Raw genomic sequence first — 18,412 nt, 5'->3', positions numbered from 1 at the left:
CGGAACCGCTGCGCCGATCATGCCCTCAGCCGGCGCTGCGGATCTCGTGTGGTTCGTCGACTGGCTTGCGCGGTCGCGCCATCGACGCAGCCTGTCCTGTGCGTCGCGCGTGTTGTGCCATCGGCAGCAGGTACCAGACGGCGACGAATGCCGTGGCGAGCCCGGTGCCGACGGCTACGGCTGCGGGTGTGCCGATAACGACGTCGATGACCAGGTAGACGGCGCCGACGATGGCCAACCAGAGCGACGACAGGCCCGCCAGCGCCAGCCGGCTCGCCGCGGCGACGAAGTCCGACTTGCGATCCCGGTGAAACAGGATCCGGTGGTGGTTGACCGGCGCGATGAGGCACACCGTCGCCACCGCCGCAAGGAGAAGCGTGGTCAGGTACGCAGCGCGCTGCCCGTCGCCGAGGATCCCGAACCGCTGCGTGAAGGGCAGGGTCAGGAGGAAGGCGAAAAGGATCTGCACTCCGGTCTGGGCGACCCGCAGTTCCTGAAGCAGTTCGTCGAAGTGCCGGTCTGCGCGCTCCTGCTCCGACTCGTCCCGCCCGTCCGGCGCCGCGTCCGGTCGGTACTGATCGCTCACGTCGAACTCCCTCAATCACGGCTGTCTGCCGAGGGCATCCTCTCACCACGCATCTCGCGTCCCTACGGGCGACGACGGAACGACGAACCACGCCCGCAAGGCCGCGGTCAGATCGGGTCGCTGCGGGCTGTGTCGCAGGGGAGCCGGGCCGGTGTTCCGCCGCCCGCGGCGTCGATGCGTGGGCCGGTCCGCCGCGCGTCAGGTGTGGTTGAGCACTGTGCCGGACTGGGTAGGGGCAACATGTGAGAGCGTTTATCTTCGGCATGGTGGCCTCGAGCGCGCTGCTGCTGGGCGCGGCGGCCGGGGTGTGGATCCGGCTGCCCAAGAGGTGGCTGGCCGTTCTGCTCGCGTTCGCCTCGGGTGCGTTGATCACGGCGCTGGCCTTCGAGTTGTTCGAGGACGCCTACGAGCAGGGTGGCATCTGGCGCGCCGCGATCGGGCTGGTGGTCGGTGCGGGGGTGTTCACCGCGCTGAGCGCCGGACTGGACCGGGTGGCGCAGGGCGGCCGTCGGCAACCACACGGTAGCGAGAAGCTCGATCCGGACGCTGCCGCTCGGGACCGGGCCGCGTCGACCGCGTCGACCACCGGCGCCGCCGGCTTGGCGCTGCTGGCTGCTGTCACCCTCGACGGCGTGCCCGAGAACGTCGCGCTCGGTGTGTCGCTGGGTGAGGGCACCGGTGGGCTGGCGCTGCTGGCGGCGATCTTCGTGTCGAACTTTCCCGAGGCGTTGGTCGGCAGTGCCTCGATGCGGGCACAGGGCCGGTCCACCGCCTTCGTGCTCGGCATGTGGGGGGTGTGCGCGGCGGTACTCGTCGCGGCCGTGGTCCTGGGCGCCGGCCCGCTGTCCCACACCGCGCCGGAGACCATCTCGCTGCCGCTGGCGTTCGCCGCCGGGGCGGTGCTGGCATCTCTCGCGGACACCCTCATGCCGGAAGCGTACGAGAAAGGCGGGCCCTCGGTCGCGTTGAGCACGACCGCTGGGTTCGTGCTCTCCTTCGTGCTCGCCACGCTGTGAGCGACGCCGCCGTTCCCCCGAATCCTGCCCGGCGGTGACCGCTCGACATGATCGCTCTGGGGGGATGTGCCGTGCGGCTGGTCGATATGCAACGCCCCGGTCCGTTCGGCCGGTGTGGACGACCTGCGCCCCGAACCGCGCCACGGCGTGCCATGCTGCCGGTATGCAGGGCGCGAACATCGTCGAGTTTCTCGGTGGTCCACTCGATGGACAGAGACGTATCCAGCAGGAATTTCCGGCGGTGCTCACCGTGCCGGTGCCGCCGGACTGGACCGGCGGCCACGCGACCACCCAGGAACACACCCCGGGGGGCCGCACCGCCTCGTACACGCTGCGCACCCAACCCGGAACCGACCGGCCCGCGATCGGTGACGACGGCCAGTACACCTACGACTACCACGGATGAAAGCGCCCCCACCTGGGCTGACCGGTGTCCGCGGAGGGGTCGGGCTTCGCCAGCGAGCGTGCTGGTCACGCAGCGACCGGGGGTGCCCTCTCGGGTGGCGTGGGGCACTTTCACATACGTCCTTTATGTAACTTTCGATCGGTTGCGCCCCTAGGCTGTCCGGAAGCTGAGCGAACACCGGAGCCAGGAGCAGACATGTCACGCCCACGCCGATCGTCATCGATTCTCGCGGTGCTCACCGCCGCCGTCAGTGTGGTCACGCTCGTCGTCACCGCGACTGCCGCCTCCGCCGCCGGCTCCGTCCTGTTCGACCAACCCTTCCGGAACAACGTCGCGAACGGTCTCGGGCCGGTGGCCGTGCCGGGGGTGCCCGCCGGCTCGGCCACCAACGCCGCCTGCCTCAGCGCCGCGGGGAACACCGGCACCGGTCCGTTGCTGAGCTGTCCCAGCGCCACGGACACCCCGGGCAACGGCAAGCTCCGCCTGACGCCGGCCAGCACCCAGCGGCAGGGCGGCGTGTTCGGCGCGGTCAGCGTGCCCACCTCGCAGGGGCTGCACGTCTCGTTCACGTCGTACCAGTACGGCGGCAGCAGCCCGGGCGCGGACGGCTTGGCCTTCGTCCTCGCGGCCGTCGATCCGGCAAACCCGCTAGCCCCTTCCGTGATCGGTCAGCCTGGTGGTTCGCTCGGCTACTCCGCCGCGTTCACCGGTCGCAGTGTGGGTCTGTCGAACGGCTACCTCGGCGTCGGCCTGGACGTCTACGGCAACTTCAGCAACAGCGTCTACCAGGGCACCGGATGCACGAACCCGGCATACATCTCCACCACGGGCGGACGAGTTCCGGGCCAGGTGATCATCCGCGGGCCGGGCCGCAACGGAGCGGGTTACTGCGCCGTCAACAGCACCGCCAGCAGCACCTCCTCGCCCGCCATCGCCCTGCGCGCGGCGACCCGGTCGGCCGCCGCGGTGCCGGTCGACGTGGTGGTCAACACCACCAGGTCCCCGTTCACCACCGACAACGGCATCACCGTGCCCGCCGGGCAGTACGCCGTCCGGTTCACCCCGGTCGGTGGCACGGCCCGAACCCTCACCGGAGCGTTGCCGGTGGTCGCGTCGAGCCTCTATCCGTCGCCGACCTGGCTCAACGCCGACGGCTATCCGCGCCAACTCGCCTTCGGCTGGGTCGGCTCGACGGGCTCGGTGACCGACTTCCACGAGGTCGACTCGACCCGCGTGGTCAGCTTCAACGCGGTGCCGGATCTCAGGGTCGTGCAGACCAGCTCTGTCGGCGCGGCTCCGCAGCCCGGTGACCCGGTTACCTACACCATCAGCAGCGGCGTCGATCCGGGGGTCGCCGAGACCGCCTCGATCTCGGTGACGCAGACCCTGCCCCCGGGTGTGCTGCCGCGCGGCGCCTTCGGGTCGGGCTGGTTCTGCGAACCGCCGGCCGGACAGACCGTGAGATGCACCAACAGCAACGGCCCGTTCCCGGCGGGCAGCTCGCTACCGGGGATCACTGTGGTCGCCACCGTGACCGAGAGCAGTGTGACGCCCGCGCTGGTGCAGAGCGCGACGGTGGTCACCGCCTCGTCGGTCGACGCCAACCCCGGCTACTCTGGCGGCACCACGGCGGTCACGCCGCTGACCGCACCCACCGGCTTGGCCGTCGCGCCGGCGGTGGGTCCCGTCGGTGGCGGCACCGCCGTCACCGTCAGCGGCACCAACCTCGGCGGTGCGACCGCCATCACCATCGGCACGGCCGCTGAGCAGGCCGCCGGCACCTCGGTGGTGCTGCTGCCCTGCCCCGGCGGCGTGTCCGCCGGCTGCTTCACCACCAACGGGGACGGCACCCTCGGCATCCCCTCGATGCCGCCCCGGCCGGCGGCGGCCCCGGTGACCGTCTCCGTCGTGGCCCGGGGAACGGCGGGCGCGGCCAACTACGTGTACGCCTCCGCGCCGGACGCGCCACCGGCGCCAACCGCCAGCGCCGGTGTCGCCGCCGCGACGGTCTCCTGGAGTGCCCCGGTGAGCAACGGCAGCGTGATCACCGGATACGTCGTCACACCGGTGCGCAACGGCGTGCCGCAGCTGGCGCTGACATTCGATGCCTCCACCACCAGCCGGACGCTGACCGGGCTCACCGTCGGCGCCTCCTACTCGTTCCGCGTGGCGGCCACGAACGCGTACGGCACCGGGCCGGTCAGCCCCGCGTCGAACGCGGTGGTGCCCTACACCACGCCGGCCGCGCCGACGATCACCTCGGTCGTCGCCGGCACGAACTCCGCCGTGCTGACCTGGACCGCGCCCGCCGATGGTGGCTCCCCCGTCACCGGCTACCGCATCACCCCGTACGTCGATGCAGTGGCGCGGACCGCCGTCACCGTGCCCGCGACGTCGACCTCGTGGAGCGTCACCGGTCTGACGTCCACCGAGACGTACACCTTCCGGATCGCGGCCGTCAACGCCGCCGGCACCGGACCGGACTCCGCGCCCGCCGGGCCGGTCAGACCGAACCCACCGCCGTCGCTCACCTTCGGGCCGCCGCCGGCCGGTGAGGTCGGCGCCGGCTACCGCGTCGCACTGACCGTGTCCGGTGGGACGGCGCCGCTGGCCTGGTCGGTGAGCGCCGGGACGTTACCGCCCGGGCTCACCCTCGATCCGGCCACCGGTGTGCTCTCCGGCAGCCCGCGCGAGGCGGGCAGCTACCCGTTCACGATGCGGGTCACCGACGCCAGCGGTTTCTCCGACGACCGGCCGGCGACGATCACCGCCGCGGCAGCCCCCCGCCTCAGCTTCGCGCCGCCGCCGACCGCGAAGGAGTACGACCCCTACTCGTATCCGCTGACCGTCGTCGGTGGCACCGGGCCCTTCGGCTGGTCGGTGAGCGCCGGCGCGCTCCCGCCGGGGCTCACCCTCGACCCGGGCAGCGGCCTGCTCTTCGGCACCCCCACCTCCGCGGGCAGCTTCACCTTCACCGTCGAGGTGACCGACTCCTTCGGACAGCGGGACAGCCGCCCGGTCGACCTGGTGGTCGACCCGCTGGCCGGGCTGACCATCAGCGCGCCCGCCGGCGCGTCACTGGGGACGGTCGCCGCGGGCACGCCGGCGGTCACGGGACGCCTCGGACCGGTCACCGTCTCCGACGACCGCGGGCCCCGGTCCGGCGCCTGGACCGCGATCGTGGCGATCACTCCCTTCCGCGCCGGCTCGGGCTCGACGGCCGAGACCATCGCACCGGCTGCCGTCGCGTACGTCTCGGGGCCGGCGGTGTCGACGACCGGCAACGGCAGCTTCACGCCCCAGCTCGGCGCGCCGCTGGACGTCCCACGGACGGCGGCAGCTTGGACCGGCGCGGCCGGCGCCAACTCGGCCACCTGGAATCCCGCCCTCTCGGTAAGTCTGCCGACTGACCTGGTGGTCGGCTCCTACCGCGCGACGGTGACCCACTCGGTCATCTGAGCCGCGTGGGTCGACGCCGGACACCGATGGCGACGAACGCCACGCCGGCGCCGGTGAGCAGCACGCCGGAGGCCAGGGCGAGCAGCGCCTGCCGGCCGGTGCCGGTGACCGGCAGCGGACCGTTCGACGGTGACGGTCTGGCGGTGGGGCCGCGGGTCGGCGACGCCGGCACCACGTCGAACATGACATCGGTCGAGCCGGAGGTGGGTGCCGCGCCCGGCGCGGCCGCCGCGCCCGGCCGCGCCTCCACCGGGCCGTGAGCCGCGATCGGGGCCCGCGCCAGCGGCGGACCGGCACCAGCTGCGGCGGGCGCCGCCCCGGTCGTCGCGAGGGCCGCGCCCAGAGCCACTCCGGCGAGTACGCTCCGACGACGCGAACCGCCTCCGGCCCGCGCACCGTGACGATGGACGACCACGACAAACCCCCGTTCGACGCGTTCCCGGTTAAGACGAAAGTAACTCTAAGTCATCGATCGTGCACCGTCGCGTGATTTCACGCGTGTGACCCGGTCGCCTACGAAAAGGCGACCGGGTCGAGGACTTCGCGTTCGGGGGGCTAACTCAGCCGGAGGGTGCCACCCTAACTCGCGTGCGGCGGCGGAAGAGATACCAAACCCCCGCGGCGACGAGCAGCGCCAGCGCGGTCGCCGTGCCGACGGAGTAGACCAGCCAGGCCGGCCGACCGGCCGTCATCGCGACCGTACCCGGCACCGGCAGCGTGATCCTGCCCTCGGCGGTCCGCTCGACCGTACCGCTGGCCAGCACCAGCCGGACGTCCCAGAGCCCCGCGGGCAGGGACTGGTCGAGTTCGATGCCGACGTCACCGCTGCCGCCGGGTGGGATGGTCGCCCCGCTGCTGACACGGAACGGCCCGGCCCGCACCGCGTCCTTGCTGAGCGTGAGCGTTCCGGTCATGTCCAACGCCCGCTCACCCGTGTTCACCACGTGCGCGGTGACCACCGGGAAGCGCCCGGCGCCGGGCCGGGCCGTCACGGACTCGATGCGGAAGTCGGTCGGTGGCTCGCCGCCCGGACCGACGTCGAGATACAGGCGTACGCCGACGCGGTGGACCTGGGTGACGTTGCCACCGCGGCCGGACGGGCTGGTCACCTGTGCCCAGATCGCGCCGTACCGTTCGCCCTTCGAGGCGCTCTTCGGCACCACGATGTCGACAGTCACCGCCTTCCGGCCGTCGGGCTCGAGGTCGACTGTCTTCCGTCCGAGACGCACCCAGCCGCTCAACTCATTGCCCTTGCGGCCTTCGGGCACGGTGAAGGCGGTCCCCACGATCGACGCGGCCCCGGCGTACAGCTCGACCCGCAGCGGCTGCGTCGAGGTGTTGCGGACCTCGACCCGTCGACTGATCGTCGATCCCGGCCGCACGTGGTCGACGACGTAGACCTGGGCCCGTGGATCAGCGACCCGGTCGGTGGGTATGTCCAGCAGTCGCAGCCCGATCCCGCCGGTGTCCGCGTCACCGGCCGGTTGCTGCGCTCGCCCAGCGGCGGCCGGTGCCGCCGGCGCTCCGAGCGCGATCAGCGCTACGAAGGCCGACAGCACCAGCCCGCCGGGGCGGTCAGACCACCGAATGTGTCACCGTGCCGGTGTAGGTGCCCTGGACGGTCCCGTCCGGGATGTTGACCAGAAGGCTCGGGTTCCAGGTGGCGAAGTTGTTGCCGGATCCGCCGGTGTGGGTGAACGCCGTCCGCGGCACGTTGATGATCACCCGATCGGCGGCCGTGAGCTGCCCGGGCGTGAACGTGCCGCTGCCGGCCGTCGAGGTGGCCCCGCCGGACCAGTACTCCACGTTGATGTTCGGGATCGTCTCGGCCGACGTGCCGCCACCGGTCTTGAAGTCGGTGGAGATGACCGTGGCGGTCCAGTTGGGGGTCAGCGAACCCCGCTGGTCGAGCACGGTCACGGGACCGAGCTGACCGGAGACGGTCGCGCCCTCGGTGCCCTGCCCGAGGTTCGCCGACGCCGGTACGGTGATCGTGAGACCGCCGCTCGCGTTCACGGTCAGCGTCACCGTCGTGTCGGCGTCGTCCGCCACCGCCGGCGCGGCGAACGCCACGGAGGTGGCGACGCCGGCGACCGCGGCCGCCAGAAGTCCTTTACGCATCGAAGCTCCCTTCACTCGTCTGCACGCTGAGAAGCGCGCAAACAAACAGTAAACGGATAAAACCCCCCCAAACCTCCTTATAGGCAGTCTTGATTCGGCTTGCCGGACGCAGCGATCTCGCAGCCGCGGGTGGGGAATCCGCTCCGTGCCGGACCGCCCCGCGGCGCTTGTTCTGAAGGGCTCCGCGATCCGACAGTGAGTCCCACGGGAGGGTGCGGTTTGGGGGCCTGACTCGCCCGGATGAGCAGCCCGACCACGCCGGGCGGGGACGCCACGTCATCTCCCAGCACCCGAGAGCCGTGGGAGCGGGTGGTCGGCCACCCCTTCATCAACGAGGGACCCGAGCCGATTCGGGACCCCGACGGGCAGTTGCACATCGTCTACTCCGCCAACGGCGGCTGGAGCGACCGGTACTGCCTGGCCGACCTGCGGCTGCGGGCCGGCGGCGACCCGACGTACGTGTGGGGCTGGCACAGGTCCAACGGCTGTCTGTTCGGCTCGAACCGGTCCACCATGATGCCCGGTTGGGATCCGACCCGCTACGTCGACGGTCCCGGCCACCACACCTTCCTGCTGCTACGCGGTGACGTCGCCTCGAGCCTTCCGGCCGGGCCGCGGTTTCCGCCGATGTTCCACGCGGCGCCGAAGGGAACGCCTCACAACTGGGCCAACGTCCCCGCCCCGAACACCGACACCGGCTGGAGCCTCACGTTCTTCGAGTAGCGGTCCGCGCGGTCGCACCCGAGCATCTCGGCCGCCCCGCCCGCGGTGCGCTGGGCGCGGGTGGACCGGGCCGTGCGCCCCTCACCGAAGCGACCGGGACGGGGTGATGATGCCGTACGGGTCGATCGCTCGTCGGACGGAGTCGACGCGCGCGCGGATGTCGGGTGCAAGCGCGTCCGGGGCGGAGGGCTGGCCGTCACGGAAGGCCGCGGCGCTGCGGCCGGTGTCGACCGGCCCGGCGGCGGACAGCACGGCCCGCAGCGCGGACGCCACCCGCATCCGCGTGGGTGCGTCCGGAGCGGCTCCGGTGGCGTGCAGCAGAACCTGCCCGGGGCAGGAGGTCTCGGCTCCCGGCACGGGGGAGTGGGCCACCGCCACGTGGCGTAGTTCCACCTCGCCCAGTGGTGAGTCGTCCCCGGCCGCGGTGAGGATCTCGAGGGCGCGTGTGCCGGCTTCGCCGGTGAGCCACCGTCCCTCGCCGAGGGCGGGCACGGGTGTCGGTGGGTCCAGGTGGATCATGGACAGGCGCCCCGCGTCGCAGGGGCCGAGGGTGTCGATCGCGGGCGTGGGGAGCGTGGACAGGATCGCCCGCAGGCTCCGCATCGCGGCTTCGCCGGCGACGGTGGCGGCGGACAGGTGCACCACCGGCTTGCCCCGCAGCGCCTGCGGCACGCTCGGTGCGTCGGGGGCGTGCAGCAGCCCGATCGCGCTGGTGACGGCCGGATCCAGGGCGGACAGCGCCGTACCCCATGCGGGGATGACCGCCGCCGCGTGCTCGACCCCCCACAGGACGTAGCCGGCGTGCAGGTCGTCGGCCGGGAACAGCCGCATCTCCAACTCGGTCGCGATGCCGACCCCGCCGCCGCCGCGGTAGGCCCACAACACGTCGGTGTGCTGCTCACCGTCGGCGTGCAGGCGCCGGCCGGTGCCGTCGACGACGTCCACGGCGGTGAGCGCGGCGCTGGCCAGGCCGTGCGGTCGGGTGAGCCAACCCACCCCACCGTGGACGGTGTAACCGGCCACGGCCACGTCGGGCGCGGTGCCGCCCGGGGCCAGCAGGCCGTGCCGGTACGCGGCGTCGTTGACGGCGCCGAAGGTCGCGTCCGCCTGGGCCCGCACCACGCGCCGGTCGGGATCTACGTCCACGGCGTTCAGCCGCGAGGTGTCGAGCAGCAGCGCCTCGTCGCCGATGTCCGCGCCCGCGCCGTGTCCGGTGGCCTGCACGACGACCCGAAGACCGGCCACGCCGGCGGCCTGGAGGCAGCCGGCGACGTCGTCCGGCGTCTCCGCGACGACCACGGCGGCGGGGCGCTGGCGCGCGGACGTGTTCCGCGGCCTCGTGGCCCGGTCGTAGGCGTCCGCGCCGGGTTCGAACACGCGCCCGGGTAGACGGGTCTTCAGCGGCTGGGTGTCGGCAGCGGCCACGACAGTGCTCCGATTCCGATCGAGGACGGCGGGTGAAGGCACTGAAGCACCGTGTGCGGTGGCCGTGGCGCCAGATCGCCGCATCACCACTCGTCCGAGGCGCGATCCGGCGTCGACGGCCCTTCGGACCGCGTCGCCGGATCGCGGAGTGCCTTCGGTCAGTAGGCCAGCGTCGGAGTCCGGCCGAGCCATCGTGTGTCGGTGAGCTGCTGGAGGAGAAAGGCGGCGAGGTCCGCACGGCTGAGTCGCCATCCGCCGGGCGGATTGCGGCTGTCCTGTACGCGGTATGTGCCTCGGGCGCGGCCATCGGTGAGGTACGCCGACCGGACGAGAGTCCAGTCGAGCGAGCTGTTACGGACGATATCTTCCATGACCGACATGTCACGGTAGAGTTCGCGGAGAAACACCGGGATGGCGAGCCGATACCACAGCGGCAGGCCGGGGTCGTCGGACCGCACTCCGCCGGAGGAGACCGCGATCAACCGGGACACGCCGGCTGTCCGCAGGGCTTCGGTGACGGCACGGGTGCCACCGGAGTAGATGCCTGCGGGGTGGCGGGCGCGGCCGCCGAGAGCGGAGATCGCGGCGTCGTGCGCGGAGGCGATCTCCGCGAGGTCGCGGGCCTGCCGAACGTCTGCGGGCCGCAGTGTCAGACCGGGGTGTGCTGGCAGGTCGCCGAGGTGGCGGGCGACCGCCGTGACCCGGTGGCCGGCGGCGAGCGCGCCCTCGACGACCAGCCGGCCGGTGCCGCCGCTGGCCCCGAAGACCAGCAGCCTGACGCCCGTCACGCGGCCCGGCCGGCAAGGACCTCGTGGCGCCGGGCGCCCCGCATGTCGGTCGGCGGAGTCCGCCGCGGAGAGGTCGGGACGAGCCGAGGCAGCAGGACGCGGCCGGTCGACCAGCGACCGACACGGCCCATCCGGGACCTGGCGCCGTCTGCGGTGGTGGCGATCCGCACGGTCGGGCAGGGAAGAGGCACGTCAACTCCTAGGGACACGAACGCCGACGGTAGCCGACCGTCGGGTGGAGACTAACGGACTTTCGGCCGCGGCTGGACGGAGTCACCCGGGCTCAGCCGCGTGCAGCCGGCCGAACGTGTCGGCGACGCGAACCCGCCGGTGCCCGGTAGTGTCGGAGTCGTGACGGGTATCTCGGCGGGGCGGGGCGGGTGGACCGTCCGTTTCGTCTTGCTGACCGCCACCCTGATCGGGCTCGCGGCGATGCACAGCCTGGGCCACCAGCCCGCGATGGCCGACGGGCACCACGGACGGGGCTTGCCTGCGATCCCACACTCGGCGATGCAGCCGGCGGAGACGGTTGCCGCGATGAGCGCGGCAGTCTCCGGCGGGTGTGCCGGAGACCGGTGCGCCGGGCTGACCGCCGCGCCGGGCGATGCGCCTGGGCACCTGCCCGGGTGGACCGTGTGCCTGGCGATCGTCGGCTCGTTCGGGGTGGCGCTGGCGCTGACCGCAGCCCTGCTGTTGCGACGGGCGAGCGTCGCGCCCGGCGACGACCGATGCCAGCCGTCCTCGGCGGGTTCCCGTGTCCCGCCCCCCTCGCCCGGGATGGGGCAACGCGCCGCCGCGGTGTCGGTGCTGCGCACATAGGAGCGTCTCTGCGGGCGGGCACCACGGCTGCCCGCCCGAGTCGCTCTGCGCACGTTCACCGACTTGGAAAGGCTTGGTCTGTCATGTCCCGTACCTTTCGGCGCTGTGCCCTCGTGGCCGGCGTGCGCCTCACCGCCGGCGCTGCGTTGGTCGCCTGCGACAGCATCGACGACCACCGCGCGGCCGGCGACGGCCACCGCTCGCCCACCACCACCTCGGTCGACAGCACGTGGGCTGGGGCACAGAACGCGGCGGACGTGATGTTCGCGCGGATGATGATCCCGCACCACCAGCAGGCAGTGGCCATGGTGGACCTGGCCGCCACCAGGGCTGCCGACCCTCAGGTCAAGCAGCTCGCCATCCAGACCAAGGACGCCCGGGCACCCGAGATCGCCGCGATGAGCCGCTGGTTGACCAAGTGGGGCACGCCGATGCCGCCGGGCGGCACCACCGCCACGCGGAGCGGCATGCCGGGGATGGACCACGGCGGCCCGGCGGCAGCCGGACGGATTCGACAGGCAGATCCTGTCGATGATGATCGCCCACCACGAAGGGGCGATCGCGATGGCGCGGGACGAGGCCGCGCACGGGACCAACGCAGACGCCAAGGCGCTCGCCGGGCGGATCAGCACCACCCAGCAGACCGAGATCGACACGATGAGGATCCTGCTGAGCCGGATCTGACCAGTACCGCGCGGCGGCCGGACCCGTCCGGCCACCGCGCCGGTCAGGGTGGCGGAGCACGGTCAGCGGCGTGCGCCTCGCCTCAGCTCGCGCCTCCACAGAAAGTGTCACCGATGGAGACAAGACGCCCGTGCATGACGGGCCGTCGAGTACCGACGGAGGAAAGATGACGAGGAACTACATCCGGTTCGGCCTGGTGCTGCTGATCAGCCTCGCGGTCATGTTCGTCCTCACGCTGTCGCAGATCCGCCGATGGTCGGACTTCTACCTGAACCCGAGCAACTTCTACATGGCGGTGCTCATGGTGGCCGTCATGGGTCTGATCATGATGGGCGTCATGCACCAGATGTTCACCGACCGGCGCCTCAACATCGTGCTGTACGCCGTGTTGGGCGCCCTGTTCGTCGGCGGGTTCGCGGCCGTACGCACCGAGCCGTTCGTGGGCAACGAGGGCTTCCTCAAGTCGATGATTCCCCACCACTCCCGGGCGGTCCTGGTCTGTGCGGAGTCGAACATCACCGACCCGGAGATCGTCCGGCTCTGTGACCAGATCGTCACGTCCCAGGAGGAGGAGATCACGCAGATGAAGAGGATCCTCCGCGACCGGTACTGACCCAGTCCTGATCTGGGCGCACGACGCCGAGTCTGCCCGTGATGTCGGGTCGATCCCGACACCGTTCCATGAACCGTCACTCGGCCGCCTCAGACCAGGCGAAAATTTCGGAGGGCCGTCTGTTGGAGCGGGCGGGTCTGGGTCCACCGGCTGTCCTGGGTGATCCAGGACAGGCTGTAGGCGCGGGCTCGGCCGTCGTTGATCAGCAGCCGGCGGGTGTGCAACCGCTCCCCGTCGGGCTGGTCGCAGGTGTACTCCCACTCGGCGGCGCCACCCGGGCGGATGATCGGCCCGATGCTGATTTTCTGATATCCGGACAGCGCTCCGGTCCTGAGCAGGTCGCGCTCGGCGGCCTCCCATCGCTTCGATGGCATGGTGGAGGCTCTGACGCTGAGGTCGACGGCGACGGCGTCTGGCCGAGCGGGATCGCGGAAGCAGATCGTCGTGCCCTCGGTGTGCCGGGTCCAGCGGTCGGGCACCGCGATCAGGAAGCCTGCCGGGTCCTGGTGCCACGACCACCCCTTCGGCGGGGCGTGCGGCAGCGGTTCGGTGGGTTCCCGCAGCGGTTCGGCCTCGCCGGCGGCGTCGTTCAGGCACAGGTGGACGGGGCGGGCCGGTGGGGTCGCCGGCATCGCGCCGGCCGTCGTGTCGTCCCGTCCGGCCGCCGGTGCGCCGTCCTGGCCGCGCAAGCCGCCCGTCACCGCGCCGGCTGCCGTGACGGCGACGGCACCGACTCCGATCAGGCCCAGCACGGCGCCGGCGAACGCCCAGCCGGTCTTCCGGTCGCGGGTGGTCGACGCGGTGACCGCGATGGGCGTGGTGGTGACCGCGTCCGGTGAGATCGGGTCGGTCGCCGCGGCGGCTGGACGCCACCGGGGCCGACCGCCGGCCCGGGGCTGCCCGCGGCCTGCTCGGGGTGTGGGCACGGGGTCGACGGGCGAGGTGGCCGCCGTTACCTGCTCAAGCCGGTCGCGGGCTTCCCGGGTGGACAGGCGCTGACGGGGATTGCGCAGCAGGAGACCGGTGATCGCGGGCTCGAGCGGCAGCGCGGTCATCCGGTCCGGTGCCTCGGTGGCCAGGGCGGCGAGCGTGGCGAGGGTGGTGGGCCGGGTCCACGGCAGCCGGCCCTCGGCGGCCAGGTAGAGGGTTGCGCCGAGGGCCCACAGGTCGGTCGCCGGGGTGGACCTGCCGTCCCGGGTGTGCTCCGGCGCGACGTACTGGAGCCTCGACAGGGTCGCCGCGGTGACGGCCGCCGGGACGCGGCTGTCGAGGATCGACAGGCCGAATCCGCCGAGTACCACCCGCCCGTCGTCGGCGAGGAGCACGTTTCGCGGACGGACCTCCCGGTGCAGCACCCCCACCGCGTGGGCGGCGTCGAGGGCGGCGAGCAGGTGCAGGCCCACCCTGGCGACCTCGGCCGGAGCCAGCGGGCCGTCGGTGGCGACCACCTCGGACAGGGTGCGGGAGGGTACGTGCTCCATGACGAGCCAGAGGTACCCGTCGGTGCTGAGCGCGTCCCACATCCCGGTCACGCCCGGATGGTCCAGACTCGCCAGGGCGCGTACCTCCCCGAGCGTCGTGTCCCGCAGGCGCGACCGTTCCGCGTTGCTCACCCAACCCGGTAGGGCGATCTGGTTGAGTGCGACGTGCCGGTCGAGTAGCTCGTCGCGTGCCAACCAGACGCGCCTCGGGGTCGCCGGGTCCCCGATCGGCGTGAGCCGGCGGTACCGGCCGGCGAGCAACTCGTCATCCATGCTGGTGATTCGAAGCGGCTCCCGGCCCGGATGGGAACGGGCGATGAGAATCTGCGGGCCGCGGCTGCGGCCCGGCGCGCCCGGGCTCAGCTCAGTTCGACGGTGCCGACGATCCGCGTGGGAGCGGCGGAGCCGCCCCGGGGCTCGTTGGACACGCCGAACGTGCCCGCACCGGCGACCGGACCGACGACAGTGGTCGCCGCCCTCGCTTCCTCGCCGAGTTGCCCCACCTTGCGGGGCTCGCCGCCGCGGATGAGCCACAGCTCGTAGATCCGTCCGCGGCCGGGCTCGGGCAGGTCGCGCAGCAGCACCACACCGCGGTCGCGCTCGCGCGAGACCACCACGGTGGCCGCGCCGCCGGGCTGCAGCGACCGCTCGAACACCCGGGCGTCGGGGGCCTCCAGGATGGCGGCGATGCGCCGGGCCTCGTCGGCGCTCGCCCGCTCGTCGCTGATCCGTCCGCTGCTCACGGTCCAGGTGACCGCGCTCGCACCGCCGGCCACCAGAACGGCTGCGGCTGCGGCCACGGTGAGCTGTCGCCACCTTCCTGCGCGCCGTCCGGCGCCCGCGGCGCGGCCCCTCAGCTGCGGGGTGCGCGCCACCTGGGCCAGGGTCCGCTCCCGCAGCCCGGGCGGTGGAGCCACGACGGTCTCGTCGGCGAGCCGCGCCACCGTCTGCCGAAGCTCGGCCACCTCGGTGCGGCACGGCTCGCACTCGGCCACGTGCCGCTCGAACGCCGCCCGCTCGACGTCGTCGACCGCGTCGAGAGCGTACGCACCGGCGAGGGTGTGGATGTCGCCGCTCATGCCCGCCCCTCGATCTCGATGCCGAGGCAGTCGCGCATCCGGATCAGGCCGTCGCGCATCCTCGTCTTCACTGTCGGCAGCGGTGTCCGGAGCTTCTCGGCGACCTCGCGGTAGGTGTGGCCGCCGTAGTAGGCGAGGGTCACCGCTTCCCGCTGGACCGGTGTCAGCCGGCCCAGACACCGGCGGACCTGTTCCCGCTCCAGCCGCGCGGTGACGTCCTCGACCACCTCGTCGTAGGGAACGTGCGCTTCGGCCGCGGCGACCTGTGACGTCCGTCTGGTGTGCGCCTGTTCCGAGCGCACCCGGTCCACGACCCGGCGGTGCGCCATGGTCAGAATCCAGGCCAGGGCCGAGCCACGACCGGCGTCGAAGCGGCCGGCGGTGCGCCACACCTCCACCATGACCTCCTGCGTCACCTCCTCCGCCTGCGCCGCGTCGCGAACGACGCGGCGAGTCAGCCCGAGGACCCGGCCCACCACGACGTCGTACAGCGACGCGAACGCCGTCTCGTCGCCACGCGCCACGCGCGCCAGCAACTCCTCGGCGGTCGGCGGCGTCGCGGTGTCGGGCGGTATCGGCCGGAGCCGCCGCGCCTGTTCCGGGTCACCGCTCATTCTCGGCAGGTCCTTCCGCATACGGGACGATGGGTGTGCCGCCTACGCGTACCCGACGTGCTAGGCGGGATGGGCATGGGCGAGGCGCGCGTAGACGATGACATTGTCGCGGTAGTGCTGCGTGTTGTCGTCGAACTCGCCGCCGCAGGTGATCAGGCGCAGTGCCGCGTGGTCGACGGCCCCGTACACCTCGTTGGTGGGGAAGCGGTCCTTGGGATACTGCGCCACCCTGGTCACGGTGAACATCGCGCTGCTGCCGTCCTGCCGGTCGACCGTGATCCCGGCACCGACGGCCAGCCTGCCCAGACCGAAGAACGTTCCGCGGTGGCCCTTCCAGTCGACGTGGCCGGCCAGCACGGCCGGGCCGAGCGCTCCGGGCGTCGGCGCCCTGGTGAACCACCCGACGTCGGCGGCGCTGTCCGGGACCTGCATCGCCCCGTCCGCCTGCAGGCCGAGGGCGACGACTGCCGCGGTGGCCCGCAGCGACGGAATCGACACCCGCGTTGGCGGCGACGAGGACATGAGCGGGCCCGACGTCAACTCGCCCGGCCTAATTGCCGGGCCGGCCGCCGGATCCGCGGCCGGCGCCGCAGCCGAGACGTCAGGTCGGGGCGGTTCTCCGCCCGGTTGGGCGACGGCGAACCCGATCGTCACGGCCGCCGTCAGGGTGAGGATGCCGGCCACCGCCAGGAGCGTGGCGCGCTCCCGACGGCGGCCGGCCGGCACTCGCGCGTCGCCGGTGTCCATCACCACCGCCTCCGGTTCAGCGCCCGCCGGCGAGCCGGCGGCGGGCGACCACCGCACCGGCGGCGCCGAGCAGCGCGAGAGCACCCACCGACCACATGACCGGCGTGTCGCCGGAGGTACTGCCGTCGCCGGTGGCGACACCCCCTGCGGGTACGGAGCCGGCCGCCGCGCCGCTGACCATGCCGCACGTCGCGGGATCGGTGGCCTCGGCGGGGATGCCGTTGACGCCGACGGACTTCGCGAACGTCGACTCCCCGAGCGCCTCCATGTCGTACGCGCCGTTCTTGTTGGCGTCGATGCCGTGCTGCACGAGATGCAGGTCCTTCAGGTGTTCGATGGTGCCGGCGGGCAGCTCGGCGGCGGGGATGGTGCGCTCGTAGCTGAGGTTGCCCCGCGCGTCGGCCTTCGGCATCCGGTCCACCGCCAGGCCGCTGGCCCTGGTGGTGTCCCCGGTGGTGGTCAGCGAGATGAAGATGTCCCCGTACATCTTCAGGCCCTCCTCGGTGCTGACGTAGCCGTTGCCGTCGGCGTCGGCGGACTTGTCCGGACAGTGGAAGTCCATGCCGTTGACCGCGCCGTGCACGTGCTGGGCGTGCGGCGAGTTCGGCGTCATGCCTGTCGACCGGATCATGACTTGCAGGTCGCCTCCGTCCGTCACGGTCAACGTCGCGGTCCCGGTCGCGCCGGTCTCGTTGAGATCCTGCAACCGGACCTGCACGCTCTCGCCGGCGTGCGCGACGCCCGGAACCGAGAGGGCCAGCGCGGCCACGGGCAGGGCGAGCAGGGCTCGGGAAAGTCTCACAACAGGTCTCCGTCTCCGCCTGGTCACGGCGCTGGTGTCGTTGCTGTCGGGAGGGATTCGTCGCCCACCGCCCGCCGGACTGGTGCCGGATCGCACATTTCTCGACCGGCGACCGGGCCACCCGCCTGTCGCGGTGGCACCGTGCCGTCTGCTGCTTCGGTAACGTCGACGCCAGGGCGAGCGCCCGGACATGCCGATCGATCGGAGGAGACGTGGACGATCGGGTGCGATCACTGGCCCTCGGTGGCGCCTGTGCGGCGTTCATCGCCGTACCTGTTCTCGGCCCGTTGCTCGGCAAGGGCGAACAGACCCGCCGCTTCGACACGGTGATCACCCCACCCGGCTACGCCTTCGTCGTCTGGGCGCCGGTCTTCGCCGGGTGCGCCCTGTCGACCGTAGGTCGGTGCCTGCCCGAAGGTCGAAGCCATCCCGTCAGCCGCCTCAGCGGATGGCCCCGGGCCGGTGCCTACGCGGCGAACACCGCCTGGTCGCTCGCCGCGCAGAGTGATCGGTTCGCCGCGACGCCGTTCCTGCTGTCCGTGGCCGTCGGCTTCGCCGCCGCGGCTCACGTCCGCCTGCAGCGCGCCACCCCCACGACGGCGTGGACGGCCGTCTCGCCGGCCAGCACCGGCCTGCTCCTGGGCTGGACAGCTCTGGCCGGCGTGGTCAACCTCGCGGCGGCCGGGGTCGCCTCCGGTGGGAGCAGGACCGCCCCGCGCACGGTGGCGGCATCCGCAGCCGGCCTGTTCGCCGCCGCCGGCGCGCTGGCCGCCGGAGTCGTCCGGAGCCGGCGGGGTGCACTGCCGCTCGCCGCGGCATCCGGCTGGGGGCTGCTGACCACCGCGCTGGCCATGGGCAGGCCGCGCAGCGTCAGAGTCGCGGCGGAAGCAGGCGTCGTCATGCTCGTGGCCGCCGTCGGGAGCGCGGCGACTCGTCGCGGGTAGCGGTCGCGTCGCGCCGTGATGACCCCGTCCCGGGCGCAGGCGGAGCGTCCGGAGCGAAGGTCCCTCCGGCGGTACGTGAGGTCGAGCCCGCGTCTCCGACCCTCA

Annotated in this window: 19 protein-coding genes and 1 pseudogene; 9 read left to right on the top strand and 11 right to left on the bottom strand. The window is 72.6% G+C overall.

Features of this window, described 5'->3' with window-relative positions; all coding sequences use genetic code 11:
- Window positions 1–25 precede the first annotated feature (25 nt).
- Window positions 26–586: a DUF6328 family protein gene (locus KSK32_RS01055; protein ID WP_216928017.1), complete on the bottom strand. Its 561-nt coding sequence runs from the start codon at window positions 584–586 to the stop codon at window positions 26–28.
- A gap of 263 nt (window positions 587–849) precedes the next feature.
- Here KSK32_RS01055 and KSK32_RS01050 point away from each other — a divergent pair, with 263 nt between their 5' ends.
- The 3 genes from KSK32_RS01050 to KSK32_RS01040 all read left to right on the top strand — a co-directional run bounded on the left by KSK32_RS01050 (window position 850) and on the right by KSK32_RS01040 (window position 5,467).
- Window positions 850–1,602, top strand: coding sequence for a ZIP family metal transporter (locus tag KSK32_RS01050; RefSeq protein ID WP_216928016.1), 753 nt, complete (start codon window positions 850–852; stop codon window positions 1,600–1,602).
- A gap of 163 nt (window positions 1,603–1,765) precedes the next feature.
- Complete coding sequence (locus KSK32_RS01045) at window positions 1,766–2,008, top strand: hypothetical protein (RefSeq protein ID WP_216928015.1); 243 nt, start codon at window positions 1,766–1,768, stop codon at window positions 2,006–2,008.
- Between the two features lie 195 nt (window positions 2,009–2,203).
- Entirely contained in the window at window positions 2,204–5,467 is a 3,264-nt protein-coding gene (locus tag KSK32_RS01040) for a putative Ig domain-containing protein (RefSeq protein ID WP_216928014.1), read from the top strand.
- On the opposite strand, the gene KSK32_RS01035 is transcribed toward KSK32_RS01040, so the two are convergent.
- From KSK32_RS01035 to KSK32_RS01025, 3 genes are all read right to left on the bottom strand, one after another.
- Window positions 5,460–5,816: a hypothetical protein gene (locus KSK32_RS01035; RefSeq protein ID WP_216928013.1), complete on the bottom strand. Its 357-nt coding sequence runs from the start codon at window positions 5,814–5,816 to the stop codon at window positions 5,460–5,462. The two genes, KSK32_RS01040 and KSK32_RS01035, sit on opposite strands and share 8 nt — an antisense overlap.
- 211 nt (window positions 5,817–6,027) lie before the next feature.
- Window positions 6,028–7,026: a DUF916 domain-containing protein gene (locus KSK32_RS01030; RefSeq protein WP_216928012.1), complete on the bottom strand. Its 999-nt coding sequence runs from the start codon at window positions 7,024–7,026 to the stop codon at window positions 6,028–6,030.
- Between the two features lie 16 nt (window positions 7,027–7,042).
- A complete protein-coding gene (locus tag KSK32_RS01025; RefSeq protein WP_216928011.1) occupies window positions 7,043–7,588 on the bottom strand; it encodes a hypothetical protein in 546 nt (181 codons plus the stop codon).
- A gap of 240 nt (window positions 7,589–7,828) precedes the next feature.
- On the opposite strand from KSK32_RS01025, the gene KSK32_RS01020 reads away from it, so the two are divergent.
- Window positions 7,829–8,311, top strand: a complete 483-nt coding sequence (locus KSK32_RS01020; protein WP_216928010.1) for a hypothetical protein — start codon at window positions 7,829–7,831, stop codon at window positions 8,309–8,311.
- A gap of 81 nt (window positions 8,312–8,392) precedes the next feature.
- Here the strand turns inward: KSK32_RS01020 and KSK32_RS01015 are convergent, their stop codons facing one another.
- Together KSK32_RS01015 and KSK32_RS01010 are read right to left on the bottom strand one after the other, a co-directional pair.
- Window positions 8,393–9,736, bottom strand: a complete 1,344-nt coding sequence (locus KSK32_RS01015; protein WP_216928009.1) for an FAD-binding oxidoreductase — start codon at window positions 9,734–9,736, stop codon at window positions 8,393–8,395.
- Between the two features lie 158 nt (window positions 9,737–9,894).
- Window positions 9,895–10,524, bottom strand: a complete 630-nt coding sequence (locus tag KSK32_RS01010) for an NAD(P)-dependent oxidoreductase (RefSeq protein WP_216928008.1) — start codon at window positions 10,522–10,524, stop codon at window positions 9,895–9,897.
- A 537-nt stretch (window positions 10,525–11,061) separates the two neighbouring features.
- On the opposite strand from KSK32_RS01010, the gene KSK32_RS01005 reads away from it, so the two are divergent.
- The 4 genes and pseudogenes from KSK32_RS01005 (at window position 11,062) to KSK32_RS00995 (ending at window position 12,640) form a co-directional block, all read left to right on the top strand.
- Entirely contained in the window at window positions 11,062–11,343 is a 282-nt protein-coding gene (locus KSK32_RS01005) for a hypothetical protein (RefSeq protein ID WP_216928007.1), read from the top strand.
- Window positions 11,253–11,768 (top strand): annotated as a pseudogene (locus KSK32_RS34465) (DUF305 domain-containing protein); the annotation flags it as partial. The gene KSK32_RS01005 and the pseudogene KSK32_RS34465, both read left to right, overlap by 91 nt.
- 106 nt (window positions 11,769–11,874) lie before the next feature.
- Window positions 11,875–12,027, top strand: coding sequence for a DUF305 domain-containing protein (locus KSK32_RS33130; RefSeq protein WP_308163619.1), 153 nt, complete (start codon window positions 11,875–11,877; stop codon window positions 12,025–12,027).
- Window positions 12,028–12,193: 166 nt separating this feature from the next.
- A complete protein-coding gene (locus tag KSK32_RS00995) occupies window positions 12,194–12,640 on the top strand; it encodes a DUF305 domain-containing protein (RefSeq protein WP_216928006.1) in 447 nt (148 codons plus the stop codon).
- Window positions 12,641–12,729: 89 nt separating this feature from the next.
- On the opposite strand, the gene KSK32_RS00990 is transcribed toward KSK32_RS00995, so the two are convergent.
- The 5 genes from KSK32_RS00990 to KSK32_RS00970 form a co-directional block, all read right to left on the bottom strand.
- Window positions 12,730–14,394: a serine/threonine-protein kinase gene (locus KSK32_RS00990; RefSeq protein WP_216928005.1), complete on the bottom strand. Its 1,665-nt coding sequence runs from the start codon at window positions 14,392–14,394 to the stop codon at window positions 12,730–12,732.
- 86 nt (window positions 14,395–14,480) lie between these two features.
- The gene (locus KSK32_RS00985; protein WP_216928004.1) at window positions 14,481–15,200 is read right to left on the bottom strand and encodes an anti-sigma factor domain-containing protein; all 720 of its coding nucleotides are present in this window, start codon (window positions 15,198–15,200) and stop codon (window positions 14,481–14,483) included.
- A complete protein-coding gene (gene sigK, locus KSK32_RS00980; RefSeq protein ID WP_216928003.1) occupies window positions 15,197–15,814 on the bottom strand; it encodes an ECF RNA polymerase sigma factor SigK in 618 nt (205 codons plus the stop codon). The genes KSK32_RS00985 and sigK overlap by 4 nt, the downstream gene beginning before the upstream one ends.
- Window positions 15,815–15,874: 60 nt before the next feature.
- Complete coding sequence (locus KSK32_RS00975; protein ID WP_254186906.1) at window positions 15,875–16,561, bottom strand: class F sortase; 687 nt, start codon at window positions 16,559–16,561, stop codon at window positions 15,875–15,877.
- A gap of 16 nt (window positions 16,562–16,577) precedes the next feature.
- A complete protein-coding gene (locus tag KSK32_RS00970) occupies window positions 16,578–17,363 on the bottom strand; it encodes a hypothetical protein (protein WP_216928001.1) in 786 nt (261 codons plus the stop codon).
- Between the two features lie 212 nt (window positions 17,364–17,575).
- Here KSK32_RS00970 and KSK32_RS00965 point away from each other — a divergent pair, with 212 nt between their 5' ends.
- The gene (locus KSK32_RS00965) at window positions 17,576–18,307 is read left to right on the top strand and encodes a hypothetical protein (protein WP_216928000.1); all 732 of its coding nucleotides are present in this window, start codon (window positions 17,576–17,578) and stop codon (window positions 18,305–18,307) included.
- Window positions 18,308–18,412: the final 105 nt, after the last annotated feature.

This window comes from Micromonospora sp. WMMB482 (assembly GCF_019038635.1).
In the GTDB taxonomy this organism is placed as follows: Bacteria; Actinomycetota; Actinomycetes; order Mycobacteriales; family Micromonosporaceae; genus Micromonospora; species Micromonospora marina.
This window is presented reverse-complemented; position numbering and strand designations above follow the sequence as displayed.